Origin of the sequence: Ancylobacter radicis (assembly GCF_018449475.1) — a bacterium.
Classification (GTDB): domain Bacteria; phylum Pseudomonadota; class Alphaproteobacteria; order Rhizobiales; family Xanthobacteraceae; genus Ancylobacter; species Ancylobacter radicis.
The window spans coordinates 166,644-192,132 of the sequence record NZ_JAHCQH010000021.1; the positions used below are offsets into that span (position 1 = coordinate 166,644).

General features: G+C 69.2%; 29 protein-coding genes. 21 read left to right on the forward strand and 8 right to left on the reverse strand.

All coding sequences use genetic code 11. The annotated features are described in order from the left end of the window. The first annotated feature begins 173 nt into the window (after positions 1–173). Positions 174–338: a hypothetical protein gene (locus tag KIP89_RS17020; RefSeq protein WP_213756779.1), complete on the forward strand. Its 165-nt coding sequence runs from the start codon at positions 174–176 to the stop codon at positions 336–338. Here KIP89_RS17020 and KIP89_RS17025 read toward each other — a convergent pair. The 3 genes from KIP89_RS17025 to KIP89_RS17035 all read right to left on the reverse strand — a co-directional run bounded on the left by KIP89_RS17025 (position 333) and on the right by KIP89_RS17035 (position 3,781). Continuing rightward, positions 333–878 (reverse strand): DUF1254 domain-containing protein, encoded by a 546-nt coding sequence (locus tag KIP89_RS17025; protein ID WP_213756780.1) that lies wholly within the window; start codon positions 876–878, stop codon positions 333–335. The two genes, KIP89_RS17020 and KIP89_RS17025, sit on opposite strands and share 6 nt — an antisense overlap. Continuing rightward, the gene (locus KIP89_RS17030; RefSeq protein WP_213756781.1) at positions 875–1,450 is read right to left on the reverse strand and encodes a DUF1214 domain-containing protein; all 576 of its coding nucleotides are present in this window, start codon (positions 1,448–1,450) and stop codon (positions 875–877) included. The genes KIP89_RS17025 and KIP89_RS17030 overlap by 4 nt, the downstream gene beginning before the upstream one ends. A 90-nt stretch (positions 1,451–1,540) precedes the next feature. Beyond that, positions 1,541–3,781: a transglycosylase domain-containing protein gene (locus KIP89_RS17035; RefSeq protein WP_213756782.1), complete on the reverse strand. Its 2,241-nt coding sequence runs from the start codon at positions 3,779–3,781 to the stop codon at positions 1,541–1,543. Between the two features lie 215 nt (positions 3,782–3,996). Here KIP89_RS17035 and KIP89_RS17040 point away from each other — a divergent pair, with 215 nt between their 5' ends. Beyond that, a complete protein-coding gene (locus KIP89_RS17040; RefSeq protein WP_213756783.1) occupies positions 3,997–4,539 on the forward strand; it encodes a YcgN family cysteine cluster protein in 543 nt (180 codons plus the stop codon). Here the strand turns inward: KIP89_RS17040 and KIP89_RS17045 are convergent. Further along, positions 4,505–5,638 (reverse strand): alpha-hydroxy acid oxidase, encoded by a 1,134-nt coding sequence (locus KIP89_RS17045; RefSeq protein ID WP_213756784.1) that lies wholly within the window; start codon positions 5,636–5,638, stop codon positions 4,505–4,507. The two genes, KIP89_RS17040 and KIP89_RS17045, sit on opposite strands and share 35 nt — an antisense overlap. 154 nt (positions 5,639–5,792) lie before the next feature. Between KIP89_RS17045 and KIP89_RS17050 the strand changes: the two genes are divergently transcribed. Continuing rightward, positions 5,793–6,557 carry an FCD domain-containing protein gene (locus tag KIP89_RS17050; RefSeq protein ID WP_213756785.1) on the forward strand — a complete coding sequence of 255 codons (765 nt, stop codon included), beginning with the start codon at positions 5,793–5,795 and terminating at the stop codon, positions 6,555–6,557. On the opposite strand, the gene KIP89_RS17055 is transcribed toward KIP89_RS17050, so the two are convergent. Continuing rightward, positions 6,529–7,437 (reverse strand): DMT family transporter, encoded by a 909-nt coding sequence (locus KIP89_RS17055; RefSeq protein WP_213756786.1) that lies wholly within the window; start codon positions 7,435–7,437, stop codon positions 6,529–6,531. The genes KIP89_RS17050 and KIP89_RS17055 overlap by 29 nt on opposite strands. 107 nt (positions 7,438–7,544) lie before the next feature. Here KIP89_RS17055 and KIP89_RS17060 point away from each other — a divergent pair, with 107 nt between their 5' ends. Continuing rightward, a complete protein-coding gene (locus KIP89_RS17060) occupies positions 7,545–7,892 on the forward strand; it encodes a DUF6481 family protein (protein WP_213756787.1) in 348 nt (115 codons plus the stop codon). A 36-nt stretch (positions 7,893–7,928) separates the two neighbouring features. Here KIP89_RS17060 and dcd read toward each other — a convergent pair whose 3' ends face one another. Then, entirely contained in the window at positions 7,929–8,486 is a 558-nt protein-coding gene (gene dcd / locus KIP89_RS17065; protein ID WP_213756788.1) for a dCTP deaminase, read from the reverse strand. A 286-nt stretch (positions 8,487–8,772) separates the two neighbouring features. Here dcd and KIP89_RS17070 point away from each other — a divergent pair, with 286 nt between their 5' ends. Next, complete coding sequence (locus KIP89_RS17070; protein WP_213756789.1) at positions 8,773–9,348, forward strand: NADPH-dependent FMN reductase; 576 nt, start codon at positions 8,773–8,775, stop codon at positions 9,346–9,348. A gap of 490 nt (positions 9,349–9,838) precedes the next feature. On the opposite strand, the gene KIP89_RS17075 is transcribed toward KIP89_RS17070, so the two are convergent. Next, positions 9,839–10,645 (reverse strand): DUF3800 domain-containing protein, encoded by an 807-nt coding sequence (locus tag KIP89_RS17075; protein ID WP_213756790.1) that lies wholly within the window; start codon positions 10,643–10,645, stop codon positions 9,839–9,841. Positions 10,646–10,911: 266 nt separating this feature from the next. Between KIP89_RS17075 and KIP89_RS17080 the strand changes: the two genes are divergently transcribed. Together KIP89_RS17080 and KIP89_RS17085 are read left to right on the forward strand one after the other, a co-directional pair. After that, a complete protein-coding gene (locus tag KIP89_RS17080) occupies positions 10,912–11,475 on the forward strand; it encodes a helix-turn-helix domain-containing protein (RefSeq protein WP_213756791.1) in 564 nt (187 codons plus the stop codon). Then, on the forward strand, positions 11,441–12,763 hold the full coding sequence (locus KIP89_RS17085) for a DNA-packaging protein (protein WP_250152588.1): 1,323 nt from the start codon (positions 11,441–11,443) through the stop codon (positions 12,761–12,763). The genes KIP89_RS17080 and KIP89_RS17085 overlap by 35 nt, the downstream gene beginning before the upstream one ends. Positions 12,764–12,811: 48 nt before the next feature. On the opposite strand, the gene KIP89_RS17090 is transcribed toward KIP89_RS17085, so the two are convergent. Then, positions 12,812–13,531 carry a S1 family peptidase gene (locus KIP89_RS17090; protein WP_213756792.1) on the reverse strand — a complete coding sequence of 240 codons (720 nt, stop codon included), beginning with the start codon at positions 13,529–13,531 and terminating at the stop codon, positions 12,812–12,814. A gap of 442 nt (positions 13,532–13,973) precedes the next feature. On the opposite strand from KIP89_RS17090, the gene KIP89_RS17095 reads away from it, so the two are divergent. The 14 genes from KIP89_RS17095 to KIP89_RS17160 all read left to right on the forward strand — a co-directional run bounded on the left by KIP89_RS17095 (position 13,974) and on the right by KIP89_RS17160 (position 25,433). Then, entirely contained in the window at positions 13,974–14,540 is a 567-nt protein-coding gene (locus tag KIP89_RS17095) for a head-tail connector protein (protein WP_213756793.1), read from the forward strand. Continuing rightward, positions 14,537–14,863, forward strand: coding sequence for a head-tail adaptor protein (locus tag KIP89_RS17100; RefSeq protein ID WP_213756794.1), 327 nt, complete (start codon positions 14,537–14,539; stop codon positions 14,861–14,863). Before KIP89_RS17095 ends, KIP89_RS17100 begins: the two co-directional genes overlap by 4 nt. A 73-nt stretch (positions 14,864–14,936) precedes the next feature. Then, positions 14,937–15,347, forward strand: coding sequence for a DUF3168 domain-containing protein (locus KIP89_RS17105; protein WP_213756795.1), 411 nt, complete (start codon positions 14,937–14,939; stop codon positions 15,345–15,347). A 224-nt stretch (positions 15,348–15,571) separates the two neighbouring features. Then, positions 15,572–15,931, forward strand: coding sequence for a phage major tail protein, TP901-1 family (locus KIP89_RS17110; RefSeq protein WP_213756796.1), 360 nt, complete (start codon positions 15,572–15,574; stop codon positions 15,929–15,931). Positions 15,932–16,014: 83 nt separating this feature from the next. Next, positions 16,015–16,932: an arabinofuranosidase catalytic domain-containing protein gene (locus KIP89_RS17115; protein WP_213756797.1), complete on the forward strand. Its 918-nt coding sequence runs from the start codon at positions 16,015–16,017 to the stop codon at positions 16,930–16,932. A 24-nt stretch (positions 16,933–16,956) separates the two neighbouring features. Further along, complete coding sequence (locus KIP89_RS17120; RefSeq protein ID WP_213756798.1) at positions 16,957–17,742, forward strand: glycoside hydrolase family 108 protein; 786 nt, start codon at positions 16,957–16,959, stop codon at positions 17,740–17,742. Beyond that, positions 17,739–17,987: a hypothetical protein gene (locus tag KIP89_RS17125; protein WP_213756799.1), complete on the forward strand. Its 249-nt coding sequence runs from the start codon at positions 17,739–17,741 to the stop codon at positions 17,985–17,987. Before KIP89_RS17120 ends, KIP89_RS17125 begins: the two co-directional genes overlap by 4 nt. A gap of 434 nt (positions 17,988–18,421) precedes the next feature. Continuing rightward, entirely contained in the window at positions 18,422–19,093 is a 672-nt protein-coding gene (locus KIP89_RS17130; RefSeq protein ID WP_213756800.1) for a response regulator transcription factor, read from the forward strand. Next, on the forward strand, positions 19,093–20,490 hold the full coding sequence (locus KIP89_RS17135; RefSeq protein ID WP_213756801.1) for an ATP-binding protein: 1,398 nt from the start codon (positions 19,093–19,095) through the stop codon (positions 20,488–20,490). The genes KIP89_RS17130 and KIP89_RS17135 overlap by 1 nt, the downstream gene beginning before the upstream one ends. 104 nt (positions 20,491–20,594) lie before the next feature. Then, positions 20,595–21,062: an RT0821/Lpp0805 family surface protein gene (locus KIP89_RS17140; RefSeq protein WP_213756802.1), complete on the forward strand. Its 468-nt coding sequence runs from the start codon at positions 20,595–20,597 to the stop codon at positions 21,060–21,062. Positions 21,063–21,213: 151 nt separating this feature from the next. Beyond that, positions 21,214–22,365, forward strand: a complete 1,152-nt coding sequence (ccmI, locus tag KIP89_RS17145; RefSeq protein WP_213756803.1) for a c-type cytochrome biogenesis protein CcmI — start codon at positions 21,214–21,216, stop codon at positions 22,363–22,365. 4 nt (positions 22,366–22,369) lie between these two features. Beyond that, the gene (gene ccmE, locus KIP89_RS17150; RefSeq protein WP_213756804.1) at positions 22,370–22,816 is read left to right on the forward strand and encodes a cytochrome c maturation protein CcmE; all 447 of its coding nucleotides are present in this window, start codon (positions 22,370–22,372) and stop codon (positions 22,814–22,816) included. Continuing rightward, positions 22,813–24,810 carry a heme lyase CcmF/NrfE family subunit gene (locus KIP89_RS17155; RefSeq protein WP_213756805.1) on the forward strand — a complete coding sequence of 666 codons (1,998 nt, stop codon included), beginning with the start codon at positions 22,813–22,815 and terminating at the stop codon, positions 24,808–24,810. The genes ccmE and KIP89_RS17155 overlap by 4 nt, the downstream gene beginning before the upstream one ends. Before the next feature lie 131 nt (positions 24,811–24,941). Next, entirely contained in the window at positions 24,942–25,433 is a 492-nt protein-coding gene (locus KIP89_RS17160) for a cytochrome c-type biogenesis protein (protein WP_213756806.1), read from the forward strand. The last annotated feature ends 56 nt before the right edge of the window (positions 25,434–25,489 follow it).

A 25,489-nucleotide genomic window follows, 5' to 3' on the forward strand; every position in this document is an offset into this window, starting at 1 on the left:
GCTGGAGAATCGAGTGGCGCGCGGCACGACAGCCTCGCGAAACCAAGCTAGGGCTGGATCGTTAGCAACCCGTTAACCATGACGGTTTGTTATGGGCCTGTCCGGTTGACGTAACGCAGGCTCGGCTGGCCGTTCCCTGGGCAGCGCGGGCTCCCGCAGCAGCGGAGGACGAGATGGGCTTGATCGTGCCGTTTCCCGTGCGTCGCGTATTGGCGGACATCCGCCCGCGCCGTCCCATTCCCGAAGGCTCGGCGGAAGTCGTCATTCTGCCGGTGGTGCAGATGGTGCGTCCCGCCGTCCCGCTCGGCGTGTCCTGCGCCCCGTGCGAGACGCTATGACGCCCCGTTGCAGCGCGCGAGGTCGAGCCGTGCCTTGACCTGTTCGCGGGCGTCCCGCTCGCGCACCAGCGCGCGGATCAGCACCACCCCCTCGACGCTCGGGGATTCGACCACCAGCCGGTCCGCCGCTGTCACCTCGGCGTCCTCGGGCATGGCGGCGCGCTGCTTGGCGGTCATCAGATCAAGCTCGATCAGGCTGCGGCCGGCCGAGCGGTCGTTGATCGCGTAGAAGGGGAGCCCGTGGCGGGTATAGAACGAGATCGAGGTGTAGTCGTCGGTGGGCGGCACCTGGATCTTCACCGGGCCCTCGGCAAGGTCGTACAGACATACCGCCGAGAGAAAGGCCGGGTCGCTGGCCGGCAGCACGGCGCCTTCCACGCTGGGATCGTCGATCTCGGCCACGGCGTTGATCTCGCCGATGGCGGCGAGCCGGGAATAGGCATCCTGCTCCGCGACATAGGGCATGAGCAGAACGCCCACCAGATGGACGATGCCGCCCAAAACGAGGCCGGCGATGATCGGCAGGATCAGCCGCTTCATGGGCACCGCTCCGTGGTGAGTCGCGGCATGGAAGGCGCGTCGCTGGTGCGGCTGGCGAGGCCGACCGAGGTATCATAGAGCCGCAAGGTGAGGACGATGCGTCCGCGCGCGCCGGTCGGCAGCCAGTTGCCGGGGCGGGCGCGCGGGCCGAGCGCCACGTCCAGCGTACCGTCGCGGTTCCACACGACCTCCGGGCTGGTGAAGCCGCTGCGCTGGGCGGCATTGTCGATCAGCCGGCCGCGCTCGTCGGTCGCGGTGAGGGTCCAGAACCGGGCCTGCGGCACCGTGCCGGACAGGCGAATGTCGCAGCGCCCGTCGAGCGGCTTGCCGGCATCGTCGGTCGCGGCGACGAAGGCGATGCCGTCGGCCAGTTCGAGCGGCAATTCGCCCGCCCGCGCCAGCGCCGCCCGCGCATAGGGATCGGCGTCCTCGGTGCCGGCCTTCGGCCAGGCCTCCCACGCGCCGGCGCGGATCGCCGTCGGCCCGTAGCCACGCATCGTGGTCATCCAGGTGAGGCCGAGGCCGACCACGGCGCCGATGGCGAGCGTCAGGAAAAAGAGCAGGGCGCGCACGGGGCGATCAATCCGATGCGATGACGGGGCGCCCATGGATGGGCGCGCGGGTGCGGAAGGTCAATCCGGCCGTGCGGAACAGGGCCATCATCAGTTGCTGCCGCTCACCGCCGGCCCGACCATCTGGCGCGGATCGGCGGCCGCCGTCGGGCGGCGGATCGGCTGGCGTGCGGCCTCGCGCATCCGGGCGGACAGCGCCATCAGCCGTTCCGCCGCGGCGGGGGAGAGCGTGACCGGGCGGCGGACGCCCTCGATCTGCAGGGCGGAGGCCTGCGCGGCGGCGCCGTCCAGCACCGGCGGGGGCAGGTTGCCGAGGCCGGGCGTGGGTTTGAGTTCGATGCCCTGATGGGCGAAGGCCATCACCTTCTGCCAGGTCATGGCGGGCAGCGAGCCGCCGGTCATCTTGCGGGTCGAGGTGTAGTCGTCATTGCCGAACCAGATGGCGCCGACATAATTGCCGGTGAAGCCGACGAACCAGGCGTCGCGATAGGCGTTGGTGGTGCCGGTCTTGCCGGACACCTTGGTGCCCGCGATCATGGCGCGGCGGCCGGTGCCGTTCTCCACCACGCTGTTCAGCATCGGGTTGATCATGGCGATGATGTTGGGCGGGATGACCTGCTTCGACTTCGGCCCGTCCTGCGCGAAGTTCCACACCGGCTCGCCCGCCGGGGTGCGCAGCTCGATGACGGCGTGGGGCGCCACCGACATGCCGCCATTGGCGAACACCGCATAGCCGGTCGCCTGATCGAGCACCGTGACCTCGGCGGCGCCCAGCGGCAAAGCGCGGGTGATCTTGAGTTCGCTCCTGACGCCCATCGCATGGGCGAGATCGACGATGCGGCCGCGCCCGATGTTCTCGGCGAGCTTGACCGCCACCGTGTTGAGCGAGCGGGTCAGCGCGGTCATCAGGGTGATGGAACCCGCATAGGAGCGGCCGTAATTCTGCGGGCACCAGTTGCCGATGCAGATCGGCCCGTCCACCACAATGGTCTGCGGGGTGTATTTCCCGGTCATCAGCGCAGCGGTATAAACATACGGCTTGAAGGACGAGCCGGGCTGGCGCAGCGCGTCGGTGGCGCGGTTGAACTGGCTTTCGCCATAGTCGCGCCCGCCGACCATGGCGCGCACCGCCCCGCTCGGCTCCATCACCACCATGGCCGACTGGCTGGCGCCGTAATCCTTGCCGAACTGGCGCAGGCTGTCGCGCACGGCGGTGTCCGCCGCCTTCTGGATGTTCGGGTCGAGCGCCGTGCGCACGATGAAGGAACGTTCGGCGAAGCTCTTGGGCAGCGTGTCGACGATGCCCTTCACCTCATTGAAGGCGTAGTCCAGATAATACTCGGGTACGTCGTCCTGCTTGCGGTCAACCGGCGTCGCCGGGTTGCGGCGGGCGCCGAACACCTGGCCCTCGGTCATGAAACCGGCATCGACCAGATTGTCGAGCACCACACTGGCGCGCCCGCGCGCGGCCGGCAGATTGACGTGGGGAGCGAATTTCGACGGCGCCTTGAACAGGCCGGCCAGCATGGCGGCTTCCGCCAGGTTCACGTCGCGGGCGGACTTGCCGAAATAATATTGCGACGCCGCGTCCACGCCGAAGGCGCCGCCGCCCATATAGGCGCGGTCGAGATAGAGCTTGAGGATCTGGTTCTTGGTGAGATGAAATTCGAGCCAGAGCGCCAGAAACGCTTCCTTGATCTTGCGCTCCAGCGTGCGCTCATTCGACAGGAACAGGTTCTTGGCGAGCTGCTGGGTGAGCGAGGAGCCGCCCTGCACCACGCCGCCGGCCCGCGCATTGGACAGGACGGCGCGGAAGGTGCCGGGAATGTCGATGCCGAAATGCTCGTAGAAGCGCCGGTCCTCGGTGGCCAGAACGGCCTTGATCAGGTGGTCCGGGAATTCCTCCAGCGGCACGGTATCATTGTGACGAATGCCACGCTCGCCGATCATGTTGCCATAGCGGTCGAGGAAGGTGACGGACAGTTCGGCCTTCTTCAGCCAGTCATCCGAGGTCTCGCGGAAGGCGGGAATGGCCAGCGCCAGCATGAGCACCGCGCCGACCGCGCCCCAGGTCATGCCCTCCGAGGCGATGGATATGGCCCAGCGGCCGGGGCCCTGCACGTTGAACCGTTCGGTGAAGGCGACGAATCCGTCCCAGCCCGAGCGCAGATTGACGCCGCTGGAATAGATCGTGCTGTCGATCCAGGAATCGATGGCGAGCAGGAAATTGCGCAGGCGGCTGCGGCCCTTGCGGGGCGCGGCCGGCTCCGTGCCGTCCGAAGAACCCTTCGGCTGCGGCTCCGGTTGATGGTCCTGCGGCGTGTCGTTCAAGCCCGATACTCCCTGGGCGCTGACGGCTGCGCGTCCTCACGCGCTTCATTCTGGGCGGCTTCATGGCGATCGGCCGGATCGCCGTCCCGCCGGGCGCATCGGCGCATGAGGGTGCGATCCGGGCTCGCCTTGGCGGAGCCGCAAGGTTATCTAGGCGGAGATTGCCGGATGGTGAAGCGTCTTGTTTCCGGCCTGCCCGTCGTCGCGGATGCTGAATGAGTTCTGAACCAACCGAAACCTTCTGGCTTTCCAAGAGCCTGGAACAGATGGACCCGTCCGAGTGGGAGAGCCTGTGCGATGGCTGCGGGCGCTGCTGCCTGGTCAAGCTGCAGGACGAGGACACCGAGGCGATCGCCTATACCGACATCGGCTGCAAGCTGCTGGACGATGATGGCTGCCGCTGCCGGGATTATCCCAACCGGCAGGCGCAGGTGCCGGACTGCGTGCGCCTGACGCCCGCGACCGTGCGCGCGCTCGACTGGCTGCCGCCCTCCTGCGCCTACCGGCTGGTCGAGGAAGGGCGCGATCTCTACTGGTGGCACCACCTCGTCTCCGGCGACCGGGACACGGTGCATCACGCCGGCGTCTCGGTGCGCGGCAAGGTGGCGGCGCTGGAAGACGACCTGCCGCTGGAGGATTTCATCGAACACCTGGTGCGCTGGCCGCTGCGGCTGCCGCGCGGGGCGGCGGCGAAAACCCGCCCCGCCCGCGCGGCCGCGCCGCTCAAAGCGCCAGCACGCTCCGGTCGACCTGATTGATGTCCTTCACGCCGGTGAGCGCCATGGAGACATCGAGTTCCCGACGCATGATCTTGATGGCCTGGGCGACGCCGGCCTGACCGCCGGCGGCGAGCGACCACAGGAAGGCCTTGCCCATCATGCAGCCGCGCGCGCCGAGCGCCCGCGCCTTGAGAATGTCCTGGCCGGAGGTGACCCCGCCGTCGAACCAGATCTCGGTCTTGTCACCGACCGCGTCCACCACCTTGGGCAGGGCCGAGATGGAGGACACCGCGCCGTCAAGCTGGCGCCCGCCATGGTTGGAGACGACGATGGCGTCGGCGCCGGTGGCGGCGGCGATCTTGGCATCCTCGACGTCCAGCACGCCCTTGAGGATCAGCTTGCCCGGCCAGATCGAGCGCACCCACTCGACATCCTTCCACGACAGAGACGGGTCGAACTGGCCGGCGATCCACTGCGAGAGGGTGGTCAGGCTGTCGCTCTCCTTGCGCACCGCGAGGTTGCCGAAGGAGTGGCGCTTGCCCATCAGCACGCTCGCCGCCCACATCGGCTTGGTGGCGATGTCGAGCGCGTTGGCCAATGTCAGCTTCGGCGGTACGGCCAGACCGTTCTTGATGTCCATATGGCGCTGGCCCTGGATCTGCAGGTCCAGCGTCAGCACCAGCGCCGAGCATTTGGCGGCCTTGGCGCGCTCGATCAGCGATTCCGAGAATTTGCGGTCGCGCATCACATAGAGCTGGAACCAGAACGGCTTGTCGACCGCCGCCGCCACATCCTCGATCGAGCAGATCGACATGGTGGAAAGGGTGAACGGAATGCCGGCGGCATGGGCGGCGCGGCAGCCATGGATCTCGCCGTCGCCGTGGAACAGGCCGGTGAGGCCGGTGGGGGCGATGGCGAGCGGCATCGACACGCTCTCGCCGATCATCGTCGTGGCGGTGCTGCGCTCGGAGACGTCGATCATCACCCGCTGGCGCAGGGCAATCGCGGCAAGGTCCGCCTTGTTGGCCTTCAGCGTCACCTCGTCATAGGAGCCCCGGTCGGCATAATGGAAGATGGCGCGCGGCACTTTGCGCATCGCGATCCGCCGGAGGTCCTGGATATTGGTGACGGTAGCCATCTGCCTTGTCCTTGCGAGGGGAGCGGCGAGCGATCTCGCCTTGGTAAATTTGCTTTACCAGATAAGCCGGATGGTATGAAGTCCGCCAATCCGACGCCGCCACTTGACCGCCGCACTGGAAATCACCAAGAAAAACAAGACGGAACAAGGTGCCATGAACGACAGGCTGCGCGCGCCCAAGCTGGCGGAGATCATTGCCGGTCACATTGAGCGGCTCATCCTGGAGGGCGTGCTGCGGCCCGGCGAAAAGCTGGCCAGCGAGCGCGACCTCGCCGAGCGGCTCGATGTGTCACGCCCCTCGCTGCGCGACGCGCTCCAGCTGCTCGAACAGCGCGGCCTGCTGGCGACCAGCCGCGACGGCACGCGGGTAACGCAGTTCCTCGCCGCCCTGACCGATCCGCTCGCGGGGCTGCTGCAATCCAATGACGGGGTGACGGCGGATTATTTCGAGTTCCGCGCCGCCGTCGAACGCGCCGCCGCCGGCCTTGCCGCGATTCGGGCCACCGAGCCGGAGCGGCAGGCGATTGCCGACGCGCTTGACGAGATGGTCGCCGCCCATGAGGCGCAGGATGCCGACCGCGAGGCCGAGGCTGACATCGTGCTGCACCGGCTGATCTACGCCGCCTCGCACAATCTGGTCATCCTGCACGTCATGCGGGCTTTTCTCGACATGCTGCGGCGGGACATTTTCTTCAACCGCACCAGCCTGTTCGCCCATGCCGACTTCCGCGACACGCTGCTCGCCCAGCACCGGGCGATCGGCGAGGCCATCCTGACCGGCGATCCGGCGGCGGCGCAGGAGGCGAGCGAGGCGCACATGACCTTCACCGGGCAGAGCGTCGAGACCTTCCGCCGCGACGAGGCACGCGAGGATCTCGCCGTGCGCCGGCTCAACCGCTCGACGCTGCTGGCGGGGTGACGGCGGATTTCGCGGGGCGCAGCCTCACGATCCCCAGCACCAGCGCGCAGCCGACCCCGATCACCCCGGCACCGAATAGCTGCGGCAGGGAGAGCGGTTCGCGCAGGATGAGCGTGCCGACCAGCACCGCCACACCGGTTACCGCGAACTCCACGCTGATCGCCCTCGTGGGGCCTATGGTGTTGATAAGACGGAAGTAAAGCACATAGGTCGCGGCGCTCATGAGCACGCCGAGGGTGGCGATGGCGAGGAAGTCTAGCGCCGTCGGCAGGGCCGGGACGGACTCCACCAGCAGAAGCGGCAAAGTGAGCAGCCCGCCGGAGAGAAAAGCGCCGATGGTTACCTCGATCGAGCCGACGCCCTTGAGTCGGCGGCCGGCATAGACGCTGCCATAGGCGGCGCACAGGGTGGAGCCCAGCGTGACGGCGCAGCCGGTGAGGAAGCCGCTCGTGACTGGCACGGCGGGAAAGCCGACAAGCAATATTATACCGACAGCGCCGAGCGCGATGCCCGCGACCGCGCCGGCGGTCAGCTGCTCCACCCCCCAGAACCGGGCGATGAGCATGGAGAAGACCGGGATGGTGGCGACCAGAATCGCCGACATGGCGGTGCCGATCAGCGGCAGGCCATAGGCCAGGAACACCAGCTGGCCCGCCACCGTGGTCGCCCCGACAATCACCAGAGGCTTGATGCCGCAGGAGAAATCGAGCTTGCGGCGCATCGCGCGGGTGATCGCCAGCAGCGTCGCGGCGGCGATGAAGGCGCGGAACGACACCGCACCGGCCCAGCCGAAGCCCTGCACCGCCTGCGTCATCACAAGAAAGGACAGTCCCCAGGCGATCGCCAGGAACAGATAGGCGGAAAGGTCTTTCGCATTCATCGTTTCGGCGCCAGCATGGGGGACGCAGTCTCCCGCGGCCGATGGAGGCCAAGCTAAATCGCCGCGGCGGGCTGTCAATCCAGCCGATCTGAGGTTAAACAACGCGCATGAAACCGACCGATACCTTCAAGGACCGCCGCGAGACCGCCGCTGCCGCCAAGGCCCGCCTGCTGGAACAGCTCGCCAAGCGCCCCGCCGCCGATGATCCCGCCGTGCTCGCCCGCGCCGCCGAGCGCAAGGCCCAGGCTGAGGCGCGCGCCGCCGCTGCCGAGGCCAAGCGCATCGCCAAGGAAACCCGCCTCGCCGAGGAAGTCGCTGCCCGCGAGGCGGCGGCTGCCGCCGAGATCGCGGCGCGCACCGCGGCTCTGGAGCAGGCCAAGGCCGATATTGTCGCCGCCAAGGCCAAGCGCGATGAGCGTTACGCCGCCCGCAAGATGCGCACCGGCAGGCGGTGATTTAATACCTCCACCCTGTTCTTGAGCGTTGCTTTGTCAGCCGGCCGCGCGCTGGCCGGCGAACTGGCCGCCATAGCGGCGCTGGGGAATGCCCAGCGTCTGCTCAAGGATCAGCTGACATACCTTCATACCGGCGCGCAGGCGGATCGGGCGCGGCCCGAGATTGATGATCTCGAGCTGGATGCGCCCTGTCGAGCCGGCGTGAATGGTCGGTGCAGTCAGGTGGACGATCAGGCCGATGCGTGCGAGCGAACTCTTGCCCTCGACCCGCGCGGCCAGCCGCGCCCCGGCGCCGAAGTCGACCCGCTCCAGAGTCCAGCCGAGCACCAGCCGGCCGGGATCGAGCACGAAGCCCTCCTCGCCGATCTCGATGTCATCCGCCATCCCGGTGATCGCCTCGCGGAACGTATAGCCGGGCCCCGCCGGATCGATCACCGGATCCTCGTCCGGCGCCGGCTCCCGGTAGAGGGTGAGCCGGCTGTCGAGCCGCAGATCGACGCCATTCGGCGCGTAGAAATCCGCCGGCGGCGGCGGATCGATGCACAGCGTGCCGGCGGCAAGCGCATCGGTGATATCGCGGTCGGTCAAAATCACGGGCTCAGGCCTCGCTGGCAGCGCAACGGGAGCGAATCGGTAGCACGCTTCGCGGAGCGGGCAAACGCGGGGGCACGCCGCAGGTTCCGCGCCGGGTGTTGGCGGGCGCGCGGGGCCACCGCCCGACGCCGGCCTCGCTCTGCCGCAAGGTCATTGGGCCCGCGCAAGCCGATCCCTGCGAAATCGCAAGGCCGACCTCTTGTGCTCGCCCCGCCCGGCCTCGATCTTGCTGGCGATCCTCGTCCCATACCGGCGGCCCCCCGGCCGCCTCAGGAGTAGTTGTTCCATGACCGACCGTCCGAAGATCCTCGGCATTTCCGGCAGCCTGCGCGCCGGCTCCTTCTCCACCGCCGTGCTGGAGGCGCTGCAAAGCGCGCTCGCCGACAAGGCCGAGCTGACCGTGTTCCGGCTGAACGATGTCGAGATGTACAACCAGGACGAGGACACGCAGACCCCGCCGGCCGGGGCGGCGGCGCTGCGCGCGGCCATCGCCGCGGCGGATGGCGTCATCCTCGCCTCGCCCGAATATAATTACGGCACCTCCGGCGCCATGAAGAACGCCATCGACTGGGGCTCGCGCCCCTATGGCAAGGGCGCGCTGCGCGGCAAGCCGGCGCTCGTGCTCACCTCCTCGCCCGGCTCGACCGGCGGCATCCGCGCCCAGGCGCAGGTCCGCGAGACGCTGAGCGCGGCCGGCTGCCGGGTCATCGACTACCCCCACCTCGCCATCCCCAACGTCGCCGACAAGGTGAAGGACGGCGCCTTCACCGACGAGAAGACCCAGGGCTTCGTGGTCGGCGGCGTCGACGCGCTGCTGAAGGAGATCCACCTGCTGGCCCACGCCAAGGCGCACGCGCTCTGAGGGGGGCGCCGGCCCTAAGGCGTGGCCGGCTGCCCCGCCTGAGCCGGCGGTTCTTCACCTCTCCCCGTGGGGGAGAGGTCGGCGCGAAGCGCCGGGTGAGGGGGCACGCGGGTTCCGCCTGAAGCGTCCCGGCCCCTCACCCCACCCCTCTCCCCGACGGGGAGAGGGGGCGTGTCGCGCTGGGCGGCAGCGTTGCCCTTTTTACGACCCGCAATCCGTATCCCCGTAATGGCCGGGCGTGTCCCGGCCTTCCACCTGTCGAGGGGGGCAATTTCTGGGCTGGAGCTTCATCTTTGCCAGAAAATGAAGCTGGATATTATGCGGCTGATTGATGATTAATCAAATTATCAAATTCATTCAGCCTACCATTTTCGAAATTCTATTTGTTTCATATGTTCAATTATTGCGGCGTCACATGAAATATCCGCATTTGGCATGGCAAATCTGATTGAATTGAAAATTGGTAGCCACATGCTTTTTTCAGGGAGTATCAGGCCTTTTCAGGGAGTATCAGGCCTATAGATTTTCTGTATTTTAATTTTCGATCAATCCCTGCGCCTATGCTAATATCAATGTTTAAGTTTCGATGACTATCAATTAATGCTCGATTCAAGCTCGCTCGGGTGCTCCAAGCTAAATAGTCTGCCGCCTGTAAAGGCATGCATTCTTCGCTGTTTTCAAAAATAGGTGGTTTGCCGTAGATCCCACCCAGATTTTCATGTGGTTTGCTTGCATTCCAACCTCGAATGAGTCGATTGGATTCGCTAGAATAGTCAAAAATAAAATCAATTTCTACATTTGAAGGTAGTAATTCATTGAATAAATCTCTACCTACAGCTAGTCCGTCTAATAGCGCCTGAAAGCAAAATCGAATTATAAAAATATCTTTCAGAAAATTTAAATCCGTTCCGTTAATTTTAAATCGGCTGCATGCCGTTTCAAATTCTCTAAATGAAACCGCTGAAAATATCGGGGTCGCAACGAGTTCGTCGATTGCCCTTGTAAACGGAGCAATAGTCTCTTCCCGACTTGGGCGAGCCATCATGGCGGACGCCTTAAATTCTCGAACTCCGTTTTTGTTGTGGGGAGCCCAAGGTAATAGAATTTTCCAATCACTAGAGAAACGCGACCATTCTTCCGGTTCAGCAATGAAACCGGCTAGGACGAACCATCCAGTGCGATCTTTTTCAAAACTATCATCAATGTAAGCGCGCAAGACCATGAGAGGCCATTTCTTCGCACGTGATGTGAGCGCCGCGATAATCGCCGCCACTGCCTCGGCCGGGGAATGTTCCACAGCTTGGTTGCTCGCGTCATTATAGCTCTAGGTACGTAGATCGCAATTCTAGGAAAATAGTCCTTGACAGCACGACGCTGGCAGGGTAGGTTTCGGTCATGCTCCACAGTTGCGTCGAGGGGCCGGGTGCTTCCGCCCGGTTGCCGCGGCGAATGCGATAGACGCCATCCTCCCGTCGGCCTTCGGGCCGGCTTTTTCATGCCGGCGTGACCGGCGCCGTGCCTCGGCCTTGCCAGACCTTTCACCCCATTCCCTCGGGAGGCGCCATGTCGGTTCCCGCTCATGTCATCACGCCGGAGGCGCTCGATGAGGCGCGCCGGCTTTATGAGCGCAGCAATGTGCCGGTGCAGCAGATCGCCGCCATGCTCGGTATTTCCAAATCCACCCTGAACAGCCGCATCCCCGGCTGGGGCTGGACCCGGCGGGCGGGGCGTATTCCGCCCGCTATGCCGTCTCCCGCACCGCTTCCCATCCCGCCCGCACCCGACGGGCCGCCGCTGGCCGCCCTGCCGGGCGCGCCTCTGGTGCCGGCGCTGCCGGTTGCGGGCGGCGACCTCATCACCCGGCTGGTCGCCCGCATCGAGGCGGAGATCGGCGCGGTCGAGCGGATCGTCGCGCGGGCGGGGCTCGCCCCTCATGGCGCGGCCGAGGCCGAGCGGGCCGCGCGCACGCTGGCCATTCTCGTGCGCTCGCTGCGCGAACTGGCGGCGCTCTCGCGCAACGCACCGGAGGAGGACGCCGATGATGCCGCCGGACGCGATGCCGACGCCTTCCGACGCGAGCTTGGCGCAACGCTTGAGCGCGTGCTGGCAGGCCGGAAAGCTCCCTGAGGCGCTGGCCGCGCTTGACCCCGCCGCCTGCCGCTGGCTGCTGCACCACTGGCCGCTGATCGGTCGGCCGGCCCAGCATCCCCCCGAACAGGCGCAGGGCGGCGGCGACTGGCTGACCTGGCTGGTGCTGGGCGGGCGCGGCGCCGGCAAGACGCGGGCGGGCGCCGAATGGGTGCGCGCGCTCATTCATGGCCGGGCCGGGCCACGGGCGGGGCGCATCGCGCTGGTGGCCGAGACCTTCAACGATGTGCGCGAGGTGATGGTGGAGGGCGTCTCCGGCCTGCTCGCCATCCACCCCCGGGCTGAGCGCCCTGTCTGGGAGCCGACCCGGCGGCGGCTGGAATGGCCCAATGGCGCGGTGGCGCAGGGCTTTTCCGCCGAGGACCCGGAGGCGCTGCGCGGTCCGCAATTCGATGCCGCCTGGTGCGATGAACTCGCCAAATGGCGCCACGCGCAGGCGAGTTTCGACATGCTGCAATTCGGCCTGCGGCTCGGCGCCCGGCCGCGCCAGATGGTGACGACCACGCCCCGCCCGAGCGCGCTGATCCGCGCCCTGCTGGCCGATCCGCGCAGCGCGATCACCCGCATGGGAACAGCAGAGAACGCCGCCCATCTCGCCCCGAGCTTTCTCGACACGGTGGTCGGGCGCTATGCCGGCACCCGGCTCGGCCGGCAGGAACTGGCCGGCGAGCTGATCGAGGACCGGCCGGACGCGCTGTGGAACCGGGCGGCGCTGGAAGCCGCGCGGGAGGAGATGGCGCCGGAGCTGATGCGCGAAAAGCTGGTGCGCATCGTCGTGGCGGTCGACCCGCCGGCGTCCTCGCGCCGCACGGCCGATGCCTGCGGGCTGGTCGCCGCCGGGATCGACCGCGACGGATTGGTCCATGTGCTGGCCGATGAGAGCGCGCAGGGCCTGACGCCGACCGCCTGGGGCGCGCGGGCGGTCGGGCTGTTCCATCGGCTGTCCGCCGACCGGGTGGTGGTGGAGATCAACCAGGGCGGGGAGATGGTGCGTACCATTCTCGCCGGCATCGACCCCGCCGTGCCGGTGCGCGAGGTGCGGGCCACACGCGGAAAATGGCTGCGCGCCGAGCCGGTCGCCGCGCTCTACGAGCAGGGCCGCGTGCGCCATGCCGGGGTGTTTCCGGCGTTGGAGGACGAGATGTGCGACTTCGCGCCGGAGGGCCTGTCCAATGGCCGCTCGCCGGACCGGCTCGACGCGCTGGTCTGGGCGGTGACGGCGCTGGCGCTCGGCCCCCAGTCCGCGCCGCGCGTGCGGCGGGTGTGAGGGCGCGTCCGGGGACGGCCATGACGGCCTGTTAATTCAGACCGCCCGCTACCGCCCCATCGCCCGCGCCGTCGCGTCGATCCAGGCGCGCTGCGGGCCGATCAGCGTCGCGCCGGTGACGCCGCCGCAGCCGCGCGCGCCGCCCGCCGCCGTCGACCAGCCGATGATGCCGGCGACCGTGCCGTCGAGCAGGACCGGCCCGCCGCTGTCGCCGGTGCAGCCGCCTTTGGCTGCGCCGTCTGACAGGCGGACCATGATGCCGCCGGTGGTGCCGATGCTCGGCAGTTCCACCCGGCGCAGCGTGCCGGCGGATTTGCCGTCGCCGTCCTTCGTCACCCCGAAGCCGGCGATGACGAAGCCGGTGCGGCGGGCGGGCAGTGCCAGCTCGGACGTCAGCGTCGCCGGGCGGAAGCTCGCCGGTAGCGGCTCGGACAGGCGCACCAGCGCGAGGTCGGGCGTCGGGCGCCGGGTGTCGAAGGAGTTCGGGTCGAAGCCGGGATGCACGGCGATGCGGTTGATGGGGATCAGCCGCGGGCCCGCCGCCTCGAACACCGCCACCGCGTAATCGGCCGCCGGCTGCACGCAATGGGCGGCGGTGAGCAGCACGCTCGGCGCCAGCACCACGCCGGTGCAGGCCGCCCCGCGCGTCGAGACGATCATCGCCGTCTCCGCCTTCAGCGCCGCCTCCGCCGGCACGCCGCCGACAATGGCGCGCGCGGGCAGGGCGAGGCAGGCGAGGGCGGCGAGAGTAAGGACGAGGCGGCGCATGGGTGGTTCCGGCGAGGGGGTGGGCGACGGGGCTGTATGAAGGCGGGCGTGCGAAGGCGGGCGTGCCACTAGAGGAGCCCTTGTCGCCGCGCCCGTCGGCGCCGTCAATCCGCACCGGCCCGACCCTGCGTCCCGGCCGCACTCACACCGTCATCCCCGGACTTGATCCGGGGATCCACGACTTTCGCACCCGCGCCCGGCCAGGACGTGGATGGCCGGACCAAGCCCGGCCATGACGGCGCGAGGCGGATCATCGTTGCGCGCAGCTCGTCCGGGGAACGGGGCACCTCAAGCCGCCTGCGTGCTTCGAGGCCGCCTGCGGCGGCACCTCAGCATGACGCTCATTCCCTCACACATCGTCATCCTGAGGTGCGAGCGCAGCGAGCCTCGAAGGATGTCGTTGCCCCGCCACCCTCCCATCCCCCCCACTCAAGAGGCGCCCATGCCCGCCCTTCTTCTCGCCGGGCCGCCGGCCGAGCCGCTGACCCTTGCCGAGGCCAAGGCCTATCTGCGCGTCGACCATGAGGCCGAGGATGCGCTGATCGCCGCGCTGCTGACCAGCGCCCGCGCCACCGTCGAGGCGCTGACGCGGCGCGTGCTGATCGACCAGAGCTGGCGGATCGTGCGCGATGCCTGGCCGGCCTCCGGGCTGATCCCGGCGCCGGTGAATCCGCTGCGCGACCTGCTGGCAGTCAAGCTGATCGACGCGGCCGGCGGGGAGACGGCGCTGCCGCTGTCCGCCTTCACGCTCGATGTGGCGCGCCTGCCCGGCCTGATCCGGGTGGACCGCGCGGCGGTGCCGGCGCCGGGACGGGCGCTTGCCGGCATCGTCCTCAACATAACCGCCGGGCACGGGTCCAGCGCCGACCATGTGCCCTCGCCGCTGGTCGAGGCGGTGCGGGTGGTGCTGGCGCATTTCTACGAGCATCGCGACGTGCCGGGGCCGGGCGCGGCCTTTCCCGCCCGGCTCGATGCGCTGATCGCGCCGTTCCGGGTGACGCGGCTATGAGCGCGCTCCCGGTTTCGGCGCTGCGCCACCGGCTGGTGCATGAGACGCCGCTCGAGACGCCGGACGGGCAGGGCGGGGTGACCCGCATCTTCCTCGCGGTGGATGCGCTGTGGGGCGCGATCGAGACGGGGGCGACCCCCGCCGAGATGGCCGACCGGCCGGGCGCGGTGCTCGCCCATCGCGTGACGATCCGCGCGCCCGCCACGGTGCAGCCGGGCGACGTTCTGCGGCTGGGGGCGCGGCGTTTCACCGTCGAGGCGGTGAGCGATCCCGAGGGGCGCGGGCGCCGCCTCGTCTGCGAGTGTCGAGAGGAAACGCCATGAAGTTCGAGGTGCGGATGAAGGGCCTCGCGGCGCTCGCCCGCCGGCTGGCGCAGATCGCGCAGCGGGGGCGCCGATGAGCGTGAGTCCCGCCAATGCGCTGCGCGCCGCGCTCCACGCCACGCTCGTCGCCGATGCCGCGCTGACCGCCGCCCTGGGCGGCCCGCGCATCCATGACGTGCCGCCGGCGTCGCCGGAATTTCCCTATGTCACGCTCGGCGAGGCGCAGCTGATCGATGCCTCGACGGCGACCGAGACCGGCCATGAGCACCGGCTGACGCTCAACGTCTGGTCGCGTCAGGGCGGGCATGGGCAGGCCCATCATCTCGCCCATCTCGTGCAGGCCGTGCTGCACGACGCGCCGCTGGCGCTCGACGGGCATCGCCTCGTCAATCTGCGGGCGACCAGCGCCGAGATTCGCCGCGAGGGTGGCGGGCGGACCTACCGCGCGCTGCTGCGCTTTCGCGCGATGACCGAAACCGATTGAGGTTTTCCGCGCGCGCGAGCGAACCGCGCCAAGGGATTCCACCGACTCATGAATCGGCGTGAAGTTGATTCAGAAGATGAGGTCACTTGCGGCGATTTCCTGAATCAAGCCGCGAAGTGGGGCGACGCCATCCCGGCGCCGGATCGGACTTAATCTGCCACATCAGGGTTAACGCTCCCTGAATACACGCCATTACCACCCATTGCCAGACAAGGAGACCCGCCATGGCGGCGCAGAAGGGCAAGGACCTGTTGCTGAAGCTGCATGACGGCAGCGCCCTCATCACCGTCGCCGGGTTGCGCTCGCGGCAGATCGCCTTCAACACCGAGCCGGTCGACGTGACCCATGCCGAGAGCGCCGGGCGCTGGCGCGAGCTACTGGCCGGCGCCGGGGTGAAGCGCGCGGCGATCGCCGGCTCCGGCCTGTTCAAGGACGCCGCGTCGGATGCGCTGATCCGCCAGAGCTTCTTCGACGGCGACATCCGGCAGGGCCAGGTGGTGGTGCCGGATTTCGGCACGCTGACCGGCCCGTTCCAGATCACCAGCTTGGAAATCGCCGCCGAGATCGCCTTCGTGGCGCTGTGAGGGGGCCGCCGCACCGCCCTCGCGCCGCCGGGTGCTCGCCACCGGCACCAGCGCCGGGCTCGACATTCACGCGGTGTACTGAGATGGCCGGCTCGCTCGGCCTTTCCCTTGGCTTCGGCCCCGGTGCCGCGCGGCGGCGCGCCGGTCCGTCGCGGGCGCCGCTCGATGGGCTGGCGCTCTACGCAGCCCATGGCCTGCGGCGGATGTTCTCCGCCCATACCGGCCCGCTGCTGCGGGCGCGGCGCGGCTCCGACCATGCGCAGGCCGATTTCGGCCCGCGCGGCGATGGCTGGCTGGACATTGCGGCGCTGCTTGCCTGGGGCGGCAGCGCCAGCGTGTTCCTCGTGACGCTTTATGACCAGACCGGCAATGACCGCCATGCCGGCCAGAGCAGCGCCGGTGCGCAGCCCCGGCTGGTGCAGGCGGGAAGCGCCGAGCTGGGCCCCGGCGGGCGGCCAGTTGCGCTGTTCGACGGCATCGACGACTGGCTGGCGATCAGCGACAGCCTCGCCTTCTCGCAGGCGCAGGCGAATCTCACTCTGGCCGCCGTGGTGGCCCGCACCGGCGTCAATGCCGCCGCCGGCAACCAGCAGATTGTCTACGCGCCGTCCGGCGGGACGTCCGTGCTGACCCGCGCCAGCCTCGCTCTGTTCGCGGCGGATGGCTACCGGGCGGTGGCCGGCGGGCGGCGCCTCGACACCGATGCGTTCACGCGCGTGACGGCGGCCGACGCGCTGGCGCCCGGCATCTGGGGGCGGCTGATCGGCCGGGTCCGCTATGGCGCGGCGCAGGCCGATATCGTCGTCAACGGCGCCAGCACCAGCGGCCCCTTCCAGACCGCCGGCACGAGCGCGAACACGGTGCAGGGCGCGCGCGTGCTGATCGGCGCCACCAATACGAATGGCGAACCCTTCAGTGGCGGGCTGTCCGCCGTGCTGCTCGCCCAGACGGCGCTGGATGTGGCGGCGCTCGATGCCGCGCTCGGCCAGATGCTGCCCTGACACTCCTTCCAGCGGAGACCTTGCATGACCGCGTCGAGCTTCGACGGGGCGCTGCGGCGCGTCCTCGTCCATGAGGGGGGCTATGCCGACCATCCCGCCGACCCCGGCGGGGCGACGATGAAGGGCATCACCCAGCGCGTCTATGATGGCTGGCGGCGCCGCAACGGCCGCGCGCTGCGCCCGGTGCGGCGGATCGCGGCGGATGAGGTGGCGGCGATCTACCGCGCGCAATATTGGGACGCGCTGCGCGCCGACGACCTGCCGGCGGGGCTGGATTACTGCCTGTTCGACGCCGGGGTGAATTCCGGCCCGGCGCAGGCGGCCAAATGGCTCCAGCGCGCGCTCGGCGTCGCCGCCGATGGGCAGATCGGCGAGGCGACGCTCGCCGCGCTGATGGCCGCCGAGGTGCCCGAACTGATCGCGGCGGTGTGCGAGCGGCGCCTCGCCATGCTGCGTTCGCTCAGGACGTTCCGCCATTTCGGCGCCGGCTGGAGCCGCCGTGTCGGCGAGGTGCGGGCGGCGGCGCTGGCGATGGCGGCGGGCCGCGACAGCGCCGCACCGGAGCACCCGGCGGCGGGGCGGGCGCGGCCGTCCGATGCGCGGCTCGCCCGCACGCCGGAAGGGGCGGCCGGCCTTCTCGCCGGCCTGGGCGGGCTCGGCGCGGTGGTGGCCGAACAGGCCGACCGCCTGGCCCCGCTCGCCGCCTATGGCGGGCCGCTGAAATGGGTCTTCGCCGCGCTCATGCTGGCCGGTGTCGGGCTCACCCTGCGCGCCGCGCTCTCCCGCATTCGGGCGGGGGAGGCGGCATGAGTCTGATCCTCGGACTGATCGCCTCGCCGGCCGGGCGGCTGGCGGGGGCGCTGCTGCTCGCCGGCCTGCTGGCGGGCGCGATCTATCTCAAGGGACGCCATGAAGGGCGGGCGGCCTGTCTGGCGCAAGGAGAACGCGATGTCGTGGAGACCATTGAGCGGGCGAATCATGCGCGCGCTGCTGCTGACCAGCGCCTTGCCGACCCTCGCCGGCTGCGCGAGCCTGACGCCTTCCGCCGCGAGTAGAGGCGCGTGCGGCGCCTTCCGGCCGATCAGCTGGGCCGACGCCGACACCGACCCGACCATCCGGCAGGTGAAGGCGCACAACGCCGTCGGCCGCGCGCTGTGCGGCTGGGGCCGGGCAGGCTGATATCCCGGACGCCTGTCGCGTGAGCCGAACGAGGCTCCCGCCGGTCACCACGTCATCCCCGGGCTTGACCCGGGGATCCACGTCTTTCTCGCCACCCAAGTCGTGGATGGCCGGGCTGATCCCCGGATCAAGTCCGGGGACGGCCATGACGGCGCAGAGCGGGAGGTGGCGGGGCGCGCCGCGCGATCCGGGATCGGCCTGCGGCCGTCCGGGATGACGTATCCGGGCGCGCCGCACCTGACATCGCCCTTTTGTGGTGGCATTCTCCGCCCGCCGCGCGAACAGGCGCGGCGCGTGCCGAGGAATTGCCGTGCGACTTCTTGTTGTCGAGGACGATCCCGATCTGAACCGCCAGATGCATGAGGCGCTGGTCGATGCCGGTTATGCCGTCGACCGCGCCTTCGATGGCGAGGAAGGCCATTATCTCGGCGAGACCGAGCCCTATGACGCGGTGGTGCTCGATATCGGCCTGCCGAAGATGGACGGGCTGTCCGTGCTCGAATCCTGGCGGCGTGCCGGCAAGAAGATGCCGGTGCTGATCCTCACCGCGCGCGACCGCTGGAGCGACAAGGTGCAGGGCTTCGATGCCGGCGCCGACGACTATGTCGCCAAGCCCTTCCACATGGAGGAGGTGCTGGCCCGCATCCGCGCGTTGCTGCGTCGCTCCGCCGGCCATGCGGCGAGCGAACTGACCTGCGGGCCGGTGATGCTCGATACCCGCTCGGGCCGGGTGACGGTGAACGGCCAGTCGGTGAAGCTCACCTCGCATGAGCATCGCCTGCTGGCCTATCTGATGCACCATGCCGGGCGGGTGGTCTCCCGCACCGAGCTGGTGGAGCATCTCTACGATCAGGATTTCGACCGCGATTCCAACACGATCGAGGTCTTTGTCGGCCGGCTGCGCAAGAAGCTCGATGTCGACGTGATCCAGACCGTGCGTGGGCTGGGCTATCTTCTGGTGCCGCCGGAACCGCCGCGTTGATGCGCGCCCGCTCGATCGCGCTCCGCCTCTTCGTCTCGGCCACGGTCGTGATGGTGGCGGTGCTGCTGCTCACCGGCTTCACCCTGTCCTCGCTGTATCGCGGGGCGGTGGAGCGGGCGTTCGACCAGCGGCTCGACGTGTATCTCAAGACCATCGTCGCCGATGTCGCCAACGCGCCGGCCGGCACCATGCCCGAGCCGACCACGCTGGGCGATCCGCTGTTCAACTTCCCCATCTCCGGCTGGTACTGGCAGATCACCCGGCTGGACGGGGCGGCACGGCAGGTGAAGACCTCGCGCTCGCTGCCCGAGGGCACGCTGCCGCTTCTGGTCGAGCGCGACGAGCGGGCCGAGCTTTCGGGCCTGCGCGAGGCCTATGCGCGCGGGCCCTCGCAGCAGAACCTGCGGGTGGTCGAGCGCATCGTCGATCTCGGCGAGGATGGGCGCTACGCGGTGGCGGTGGCGGCCGATGCCGGCGAGATCGAGGAGGAGGTGGCGGGGTTCAACAACTCGCTGGCGGTGACGCTCGCCGTGCTCGGTGCCGCTTTCCTGCTCACTCTTTTGTTCCAGGTCCTCTTCGGCCTGCGCCCGCTCAAGCGCATGCTGGCCGCGCTCTCCGCCGTGCGGGCGGGCCGGGCCGACCGGATCGAGGGCGACTACCCGATCGAGATCGCCCCGCTGGCGGCGGAGGTGAACGCGCTGATCGAGACCAATCGTGAGATCGTCGAGCGGGCGCGCACCCATGTCGGCAATCTCGCCCATGCGCTGAAGACGCCGATCAGCGTGTTACAGAACGAATCCACCCGTGCCGCCGGGCTGAACCCCGATGACGGCCTCGCCGCCAAGGTGAGCGAGCAGGCGCAGATCATGAAGGGGCAGGTGGCCCATCATCTGGAGCGGGCCCGGATGGCGGCGCGCGCCTCCGTGGTCACCTCGGTGGAGGAGGTCGGGCCGATCGTCGAAAAGCTCGCCGGCACGCTCGCCAAGGTCTACCGCACCAAGGGCGTGGAGGTGGAGACCGCGCCCATGCCGGCCCTGATGCCCGATCTGCGCTTTCGCGGCGAGCGGCAGGATCTGGAGGAGATCCTCGGCAATCTCATCGACAACGCCTGCAAATGGGCCGAGACCCGCGTGCGCGTCGCGGTCGAGCTGCTGCCGGGAACGGGCGGGCAGCGCGATTTCTTCGAGATCGTCATCGACGATGACGGCCCCGGCCTCACCCCGGCCCAGCAATCTCAGGCGCTCCAGCGCGGCAAAAGGCTCGACGAGACCAAGCCGGGCTCGGGGCTCGGCCTGTCCATCGTCACCGAACTTGCCGCGCTCTATGGCGGCGCCCTCGCCATGGAACGCGCGCCGCTGGGCGGGCTGCGCTGCCGGGTGCGCCTGCCCGCGGCCTGACCGGCGGTGGCCGGGCCGGGTGACGGGGCCGCGGTTTCGCCCTATTCCTGACGCCTTCTGCCGGCCGGTCGGCTGCTTCGCGGTAGTTTCTGGAAGGATTTTTCATGCGCGCTATTCAACTCGTCGCTCTTGGCCTCATCGGCGCCACCCTCGCGGGCTGTACGGCCACGCAGGAGAACCCGAACATGGTCGGCGGCGCCACATTGGGCGCGGTGACCGGCGGCGTGATTGGCGCCATTGCCGGACGCAACGTGGCGGGCGCCGCGATCGGCGCGCTGGCCGGCGGTCTCATAGGCGGCGCCATCGGCAGCGCGCTCGACGAGCAGGACCGCCAGCGGGCCCAGCAGGCCGAGATCCAGGCGCTCGAATATGGCCAGCCCGGCGCGCCGGTGAGCTGGCGCGGCGATGACGGCGCCTATGGCACCATCGTGCCCGGCCCGGCCTATGCGCGGGGCGGCTCGCCGCGCTGCCGCGAATACACCCACACCATCTACATCAATGGCCAGCCGCAGACCGCGCGCGGCACCGCCTGCCGCAACCCGGACGGGACGTGGACCCCTGTGGCGGGCTGAACCCGGCCGCGCGCCCGCCCCTTCGCCTTCACGCTCGCGTGAGAGATGCCGCAGAGTCGCCTAAGCGCGGGCCTGCGGCGATCCGACTGAGGGTGATACGGATTGGCGGGAGCGCGCCCGTCAGCTACCTCAGCGCATTAGAGGAAGACTAATGTCGCTGTGGATTGCCATTACCCTGATGACCGGCGCCGCCATTCTGGCCGTGCTGTGGCCCCTGCGCGTGCGCCGGGGGGCGAGTGCCGAGCCTGCCGGCAACGAGGTGGCGAGCGAGCCGGCGCTGGCGGACCTTGCCGTCTATCGCGACCAGCTGGCCGAGATCGAGCGCGACCGCGCCTCCGGCCTGATCGGCGCGGCCGAGGGCGAGGCGGCCCGTACCGAGGTCGCCCGCCGCATCCTGCGCGCCTCCGCCGAGGCGGAGGGGGCGGTGGGAGCGGGCGGCAATGCGGACCGGCGCCGACGCGTCGCGGCCGTGGCCGGGCTCGTCGGCATACCCCTGATCGCCGGCTCGCTCTATATCGCGCTCGGCTCGCCCGGCTACGGCCCGCAGCCGCTCGCCGCCCGGCTGGAGGCGCGGCCCGAGCAATCCGACATCGCCATTCTCATCCGCAAGGTCGAGTCGCATCTGGAGGCCAACCCGCAGGACGGGCGCGGCTATGAGATCATCGCCCCGATCTATGCCCGCATCGGCCGGCTGGACGACGCGGCGCGGGCCTGGAGCAACGCCATAAGGCTGCTCGGCTCCACCCCGCAGCGCCAGACCGGGCTGGGCGAGGCGCTGATCGCGCAGGCCGGCGGGGTCGTCACCACGGACGCCAAGGCGGCCTTCGCCGCCGCGCTGGCGGCCGACCCGAAGGACCCCAAGGCGCGCTATTTTCTCGGCCTTGCCGCCGAACAGGACGGGCAGCCCCAGCAGGCGGCCGCGATCTGGAGCCAGCTTGCCGCGGACACCCCCGCCGACGCGCCCTGGCTCGGCCTCGTGCAGCAGGCGCTCGCCCGTGTCGGGGCGCCGGTTCCCGCACCCGCTGCTGGCCCGAGCGCGGCCGAGGTGGCCGCCGCCGGCGACCTGTCGCCCGAGCAGCGCCAGCAGATGGTGCGCGGCATGGTCGACCGGCTCTCGGCCCGCCTCGCGCAGAATGGCGACGACCTCGACGGCTGGCTGCGCCTGATGCGCGCATGGACCGTGCTCGGCGAGGCCGACAAGGCCAAGGCGGCGGTGAGCGACGCGCGCACCCATTTCGCGCGCGACGATGGCGCGCTCGGCCGCATCGACGCGCTCGCCCGCGAACTCGGCCTCGGGAGCTGAAACCATGACCCGCAAAGGGCGCCGCCTCGTTCTCATCTCCGCCGCGCTCGGCGTGCTCGGCATCGCCGCCGGGCTGGTGCTGTTCGCGCTGAACGACACCATCGTGTTCTTCCGCGCCCCGAGCGAGATCGCCGCCGAGCGTACCGCGCCGGGCACGCGACTGCGGCTCGGCGGGCTGGTGAAGGATGGCAGCGTGGTGAGGCAGGACAACGCCCATGTGCGCTTCGTCGTCACCGATGGCGGCGCCGACATCGCGGTGGCCTATGCCGGAATCCTGCCGGACCTGTTCCGGGAGGGGCAGGGCGTCATCGCCGAGGGCGTGATGGAGGGCGATGGCAGCTTCCGCGCCGACACCGTGCTCGCCAAGCATGACGAGAAGTACATGCCCAAGGAAGTCGCCGACGCGCTGAAGAAACAGGGCGTCTGGAAGGAAGGCGAGGCGACGCAATGAACCCGGAAATCGGCCAATACGCGCTGGTGCTGGCGCTCGCGCTGGCGATCCTGCAGACGGTGCTTCCGATCTGGGGCGCGCGGGTCGGGGACGCGGCGCTGATGCGCACCGGCCCGGCGCTCGCCATCGGCTTTTTCGGCTTTGTCGCCCTGTCCTTCGCCGTGCTGACGGCGGCCTATGTGCAGTCCGACTTCTCGGTGCTGAACGTGGTCGAGAATTCGCACTCGCTCAAACCGATGCTCTACAAGATCACCGGCGTGTGGGGGAACCATGAGGGCTCCATGCTCCTGTGGGTGCTGGTGCTGGCGATCTTCGGCGCGCTGGTGGCGGTGTTCGGCTCCAACCTGCCGGCCAGCCTGAAGGCCAATGTGCTGGGCGTGCAGGGCTCGATCGGCGTCGCCTTCCTGCTGTTCATCCTGCTCACCTCCAACCCGTTCACGCGGGTGGTGCCGCCGCCGGCGGAAGGGCAGGATCTCAACCCGATCCTGCAGGATATCGGCCTCGCCATCCATCCGCCGCTGCTCTATCTCGGCTATGTCGGCTTCTCCGTCACCTTCGCCTTCGCCGTAGCGGCGCTGCTCGACGGGCGGATCGACGCCGCCTGGGCGCGCTGGGTGCGGCCCTGGGCGCTGGCCGCCTGGGCCTTCCTCACGGTCGGCATCGCCATGGGCTCCTACTGGGCCTATTACGAACTGGGCTGGGGCGGCTGGTGGTTCTGGGACCCGGTCGAGAACGCCTCGCTGATGCCGTGGTTCGCCGGCACCGCGCTGATCCATTCCGCGGTGGTGATGGAAAAGCGCGACGCGCTGAAGGTGTGGACCATCCTTCTCGCCATCCTCGCCTTCTCGCTGTCGCTGCTCGGTACCTTTCTGGTGCGCTCGGGTGTGCTGACCTCGGTCCACGCCTTCGCCACCGATCCCTCGCGCGGCGTGTTCATCCTGTGCATCCTGATCTTCTTCATCGGCGGCTCGCTGGCGCTTTATGCGTTCCGCGCCCCGATGCTGCGGCAAGGCGGCATCTTCGCGCCGATCTCGCGCGAGGGCGCGCTGGTGCTGAACAATCTGCTGCTCACCGCCGCCGCCGCTGCCGTGCTGATCGGCACGCTCTTTCCGCTGGCGCTGGAAGCCTGGAACGGCGCCAAGATCACGGTCGGCCCACCCTATTTCAACCTGACGGTGGGCGCGCTGATGCTGCCCGTGGTGTTCGCCATGCCGTTCGGCCCGCTGCTCGCCTGGAAGCGCGGCGACCTCGCCGGGGCGGCGCAGCGGTTGATGCTGGCCTTTGGCGCCGGCATCGTCATCGCTGCGATCTGCCTCTATGCGCAGGGCGGCGGGCCGGCGCTGGCGCCTCTCGGCATGGGGCTCGCGGCCTTCATCGTGCTCGGTGCGGTGGTCGACATCGCCGAGCGCGCGGGAATCGGCCGCGTGCCGGCGGCGAGCGCCATTGCCCGCCTCAAGGGCCTGCCGCGCGCCGCCTGGGGCGCCGCCATCGCCCATGCCGGCGTCGGCATCTGCCTGTTCGGCATCATCGCTGAGACGAGCTGGAACGCCGAGCGCATCACCGGCGTGAAGCTCGGCGAGAGCTTCACCGTCGGCGGTTATGAGCTGACGCTGGCGCGGGTCGAGCCGCGCAACGGGCCGAACTACCGCGACCTCGCCGGCATCTTCACCATCCGCCGGGGCGGGGTGGAGATCGGCACCGTCGAATCCTCCAAGCGCGTCTTCCTCGCCCGCAACATGCCGACCACCGAAGCCGGCATCCGCACCTTCTGGTTCAGCCAGCTCTATGTGAGTCTCGGTGACGAACTGCCGGGCGGCGGCATCGGCGTGCGCGCCTATTGGAAGCCGCTGGTCACGCTGATCTGGCTGGGCTCCGTGGTGATGGCGCTGGGCGGCGTGCTGTCGCTCTCCGACCGCCGCCTGCGGGTCGGCGCGCCCAAGCCCGCCAAGAAGCCGAAGGTCGTCCCGACGCCGGCGCCGGTGGCGGCGGAGTGAGGCGGATGCGCGATCAGCCCTTTTTGTCCTCATCCTCGGGCTTGACCCGAGGATCCAGCACGGCCCCCGCCAGCCGGCTCCCTCTGGATGCCCGGGTCAAGCCCGGGCATGAGGGGTGGTTGTGTGGATGGATGGGCATGCTCCTCGCGGCCTGTCTGCTGAGCTTTACCTTCGCCGCTCCCGCCCATGCCGTGCAGCCGGACGAGGTGCTGCCGAATGCGGCGCAGGAGGCGCGGGCGCGCGAGCTTTCCAAGGAGCTGCGCTGCCTCGTCTGCCAGAACCAGTCGATCGACGATTCCGACGCGCCGCTGGCCAAGGATCTGCGCATCCTCGTGCGCGAGCGCATCAAGGCCGGCGACAGCAACCAGCAGGTGCTCGATTTCCTGGTCGCCCGCTATGGCGAATTCGTGCTGCTGCGCCCGACCTTCCACGGCGCCAACCTGCTCCTGTGGGGGGCTCCCTTCGCGGTGTTGGCGATCGGCGCGGTGGGCGCCATCATCGCCTATCGCCGCCGCCGCGCGAGCGCCGAGCCGAATATCATGCCGCTGTCGGCTGACGAGGAGGCGCGGCTGAGGCAGGCGCTCGGCGAGGCCGACGGGGCCGGCGAGGTTACCAAAGTTTAATCGCCCCGCCAGCCTGCGTTAAGGCGACGGCCGCTAGCTTCTCGTTCAACGCCTCC

Coding starts and splice junctions, on each gene's coding strand:
- KIP89_RS17100 (WP_213756794.1), top strand. CDS start 14,537: ATGAGCGCGCTCCCGGTTTCGGCGCTGCGCCACCGGCTGGTGCATGAG.
- KIP89_RS17120 (WP_213756798.1), top strand. CDS start 16,957: ATGACCGCGTCGAGCTTCGACGGGGCGCTGCGGCGCGTCCTCGTCCAT.
- KIP89_RS17080 (WP_213756791.1), top strand. CDS start 10,912: ATGTCGGTTCCCGCTCATGTCATCACGCCGGAGGCGCTCGATGAGGCG.
- KIP89_RS17040 (WP_213756783.1), top strand. CDS start 3,997: ATGAGTTCTGAACCAACCGAAACCTTCTGGCTTTCCAAGAGCCTGGAA.
- KIP89_RS17095 (WP_213756793.1), top strand. CDS start 13,974: ATGCCCGCCCTTCTTCTCGCCGGGCCGCCGGCCGAGCCGCTGACCCTT.
- KIP89_RS17090 (WP_213756792.1), bottom strand. CDS start 13,531: ATGCGCCGCCTCGTCCTTACTCTCGCCGCCCTCGCCTGCCTCGCCCTG.
- KIP89_RS17160 (WP_213756806.1), top strand. CDS start 24,942: ATGGGCATGCTCCTCGCGGCCTGTCTGCTGAGCTTTACCTTCGCCGCT.
- KIP89_RS17110 (WP_213756796.1), top strand. CDS start 15,572: ATGGCGGCGCAGAAGGGCAAGGACCTGTTGCTGAAGCTGCATGACGGC.
- KIP89_RS17055 (WP_213756786.1), bottom strand. CDS start 7,437: ATGAATGCGAAAGACCTTTCCGCCTATCTGTTCCTGGCGATCGCCTGG.
- KIP89_RS17060 (WP_213756787.1), top strand. CDS start 7,545: ATGAAACCGACCGATACCTTCAAGGACCGCCGCGAGACCGCCGCTGCC.
- KIP89_RS17105 (WP_213756795.1), top strand. CDS start 14,937: ATGAGCGTGAGTCCCGCCAATGCGCTGCGCGCCGCGCTCCACGCCACG.
- KIP89_RS17125 (WP_213756799.1), top strand. CDS start 17,739: ATGAGTCTGATCCTCGGACTGATCGCCTCGCCGGCCGGGCGGCTGGCG.
- ccmI (WP_213756803.1), top strand. CDS start 21,214: ATGTCGCTGTGGATTGCCATTACCCTGATGACCGGCGCCGCCATTCTG.
- KIP89_RS17045 (WP_213756784.1), bottom strand. CDS start 5,638: ATGGCTACCGTCACCAATATCCAGGACCTCCGGCGGATCGCGATGCGC.
- KIP89_RS17020 (WP_213756779.1), top strand. CDS start 174: ATGGGCTTGATCGTGCCGTTTCCCGTGCGTCGCGTATTGGCGGACATC.
- KIP89_RS17115 (WP_213756797.1), top strand. CDS start 16,015: ATGGCCGGCTCGCTCGGCCTTTCCCTTGGCTTCGGCCCCGGTGCCGCG.
- KIP89_RS17155 (WP_213756805.1), top strand. CDS start 22,813: ATGAACCCGGAAATCGGCCAATACGCGCTGGTGCTGGCGCTCGCGCTG.
- KIP89_RS17135 (WP_213756801.1), top strand. CDS start 19,093: ATGCGCGCCCGCTCGATCGCGCTCCGCCTCTTCGTCTCGGCCACGGTC.
- KIP89_RS17050 (WP_213756785.1), top strand. CDS start 5,793: ATGAACGACAGGCTGCGCGCGCCCAAGCTGGCGGAGATCATTGCCGGT.
- KIP89_RS17140 (WP_213756802.1), top strand. CDS start 20,595: ATGCGCGCTATTCAACTCGTCGCTCTTGGCCTCATCGGCGCCACCCTC.
- KIP89_RS17070 (WP_213756789.1), top strand. CDS start 8,773: ATGACCGACCGTCCGAAGATCCTCGGCATTTCCGGCAGCCTGCGCGCC.
- KIP89_RS17025 (WP_213756780.1), bottom strand. CDS start 878: ATGAAGCGGCTGATCCTGCCGATCATCGCCGGCCTCGTTTTGGGCGGC.
- ccmE (WP_213756804.1), top strand. CDS start 22,370: ATGACCCGCAAAGGGCGCCGCCTCGTTCTCATCTCCGCCGCGCTCGGC.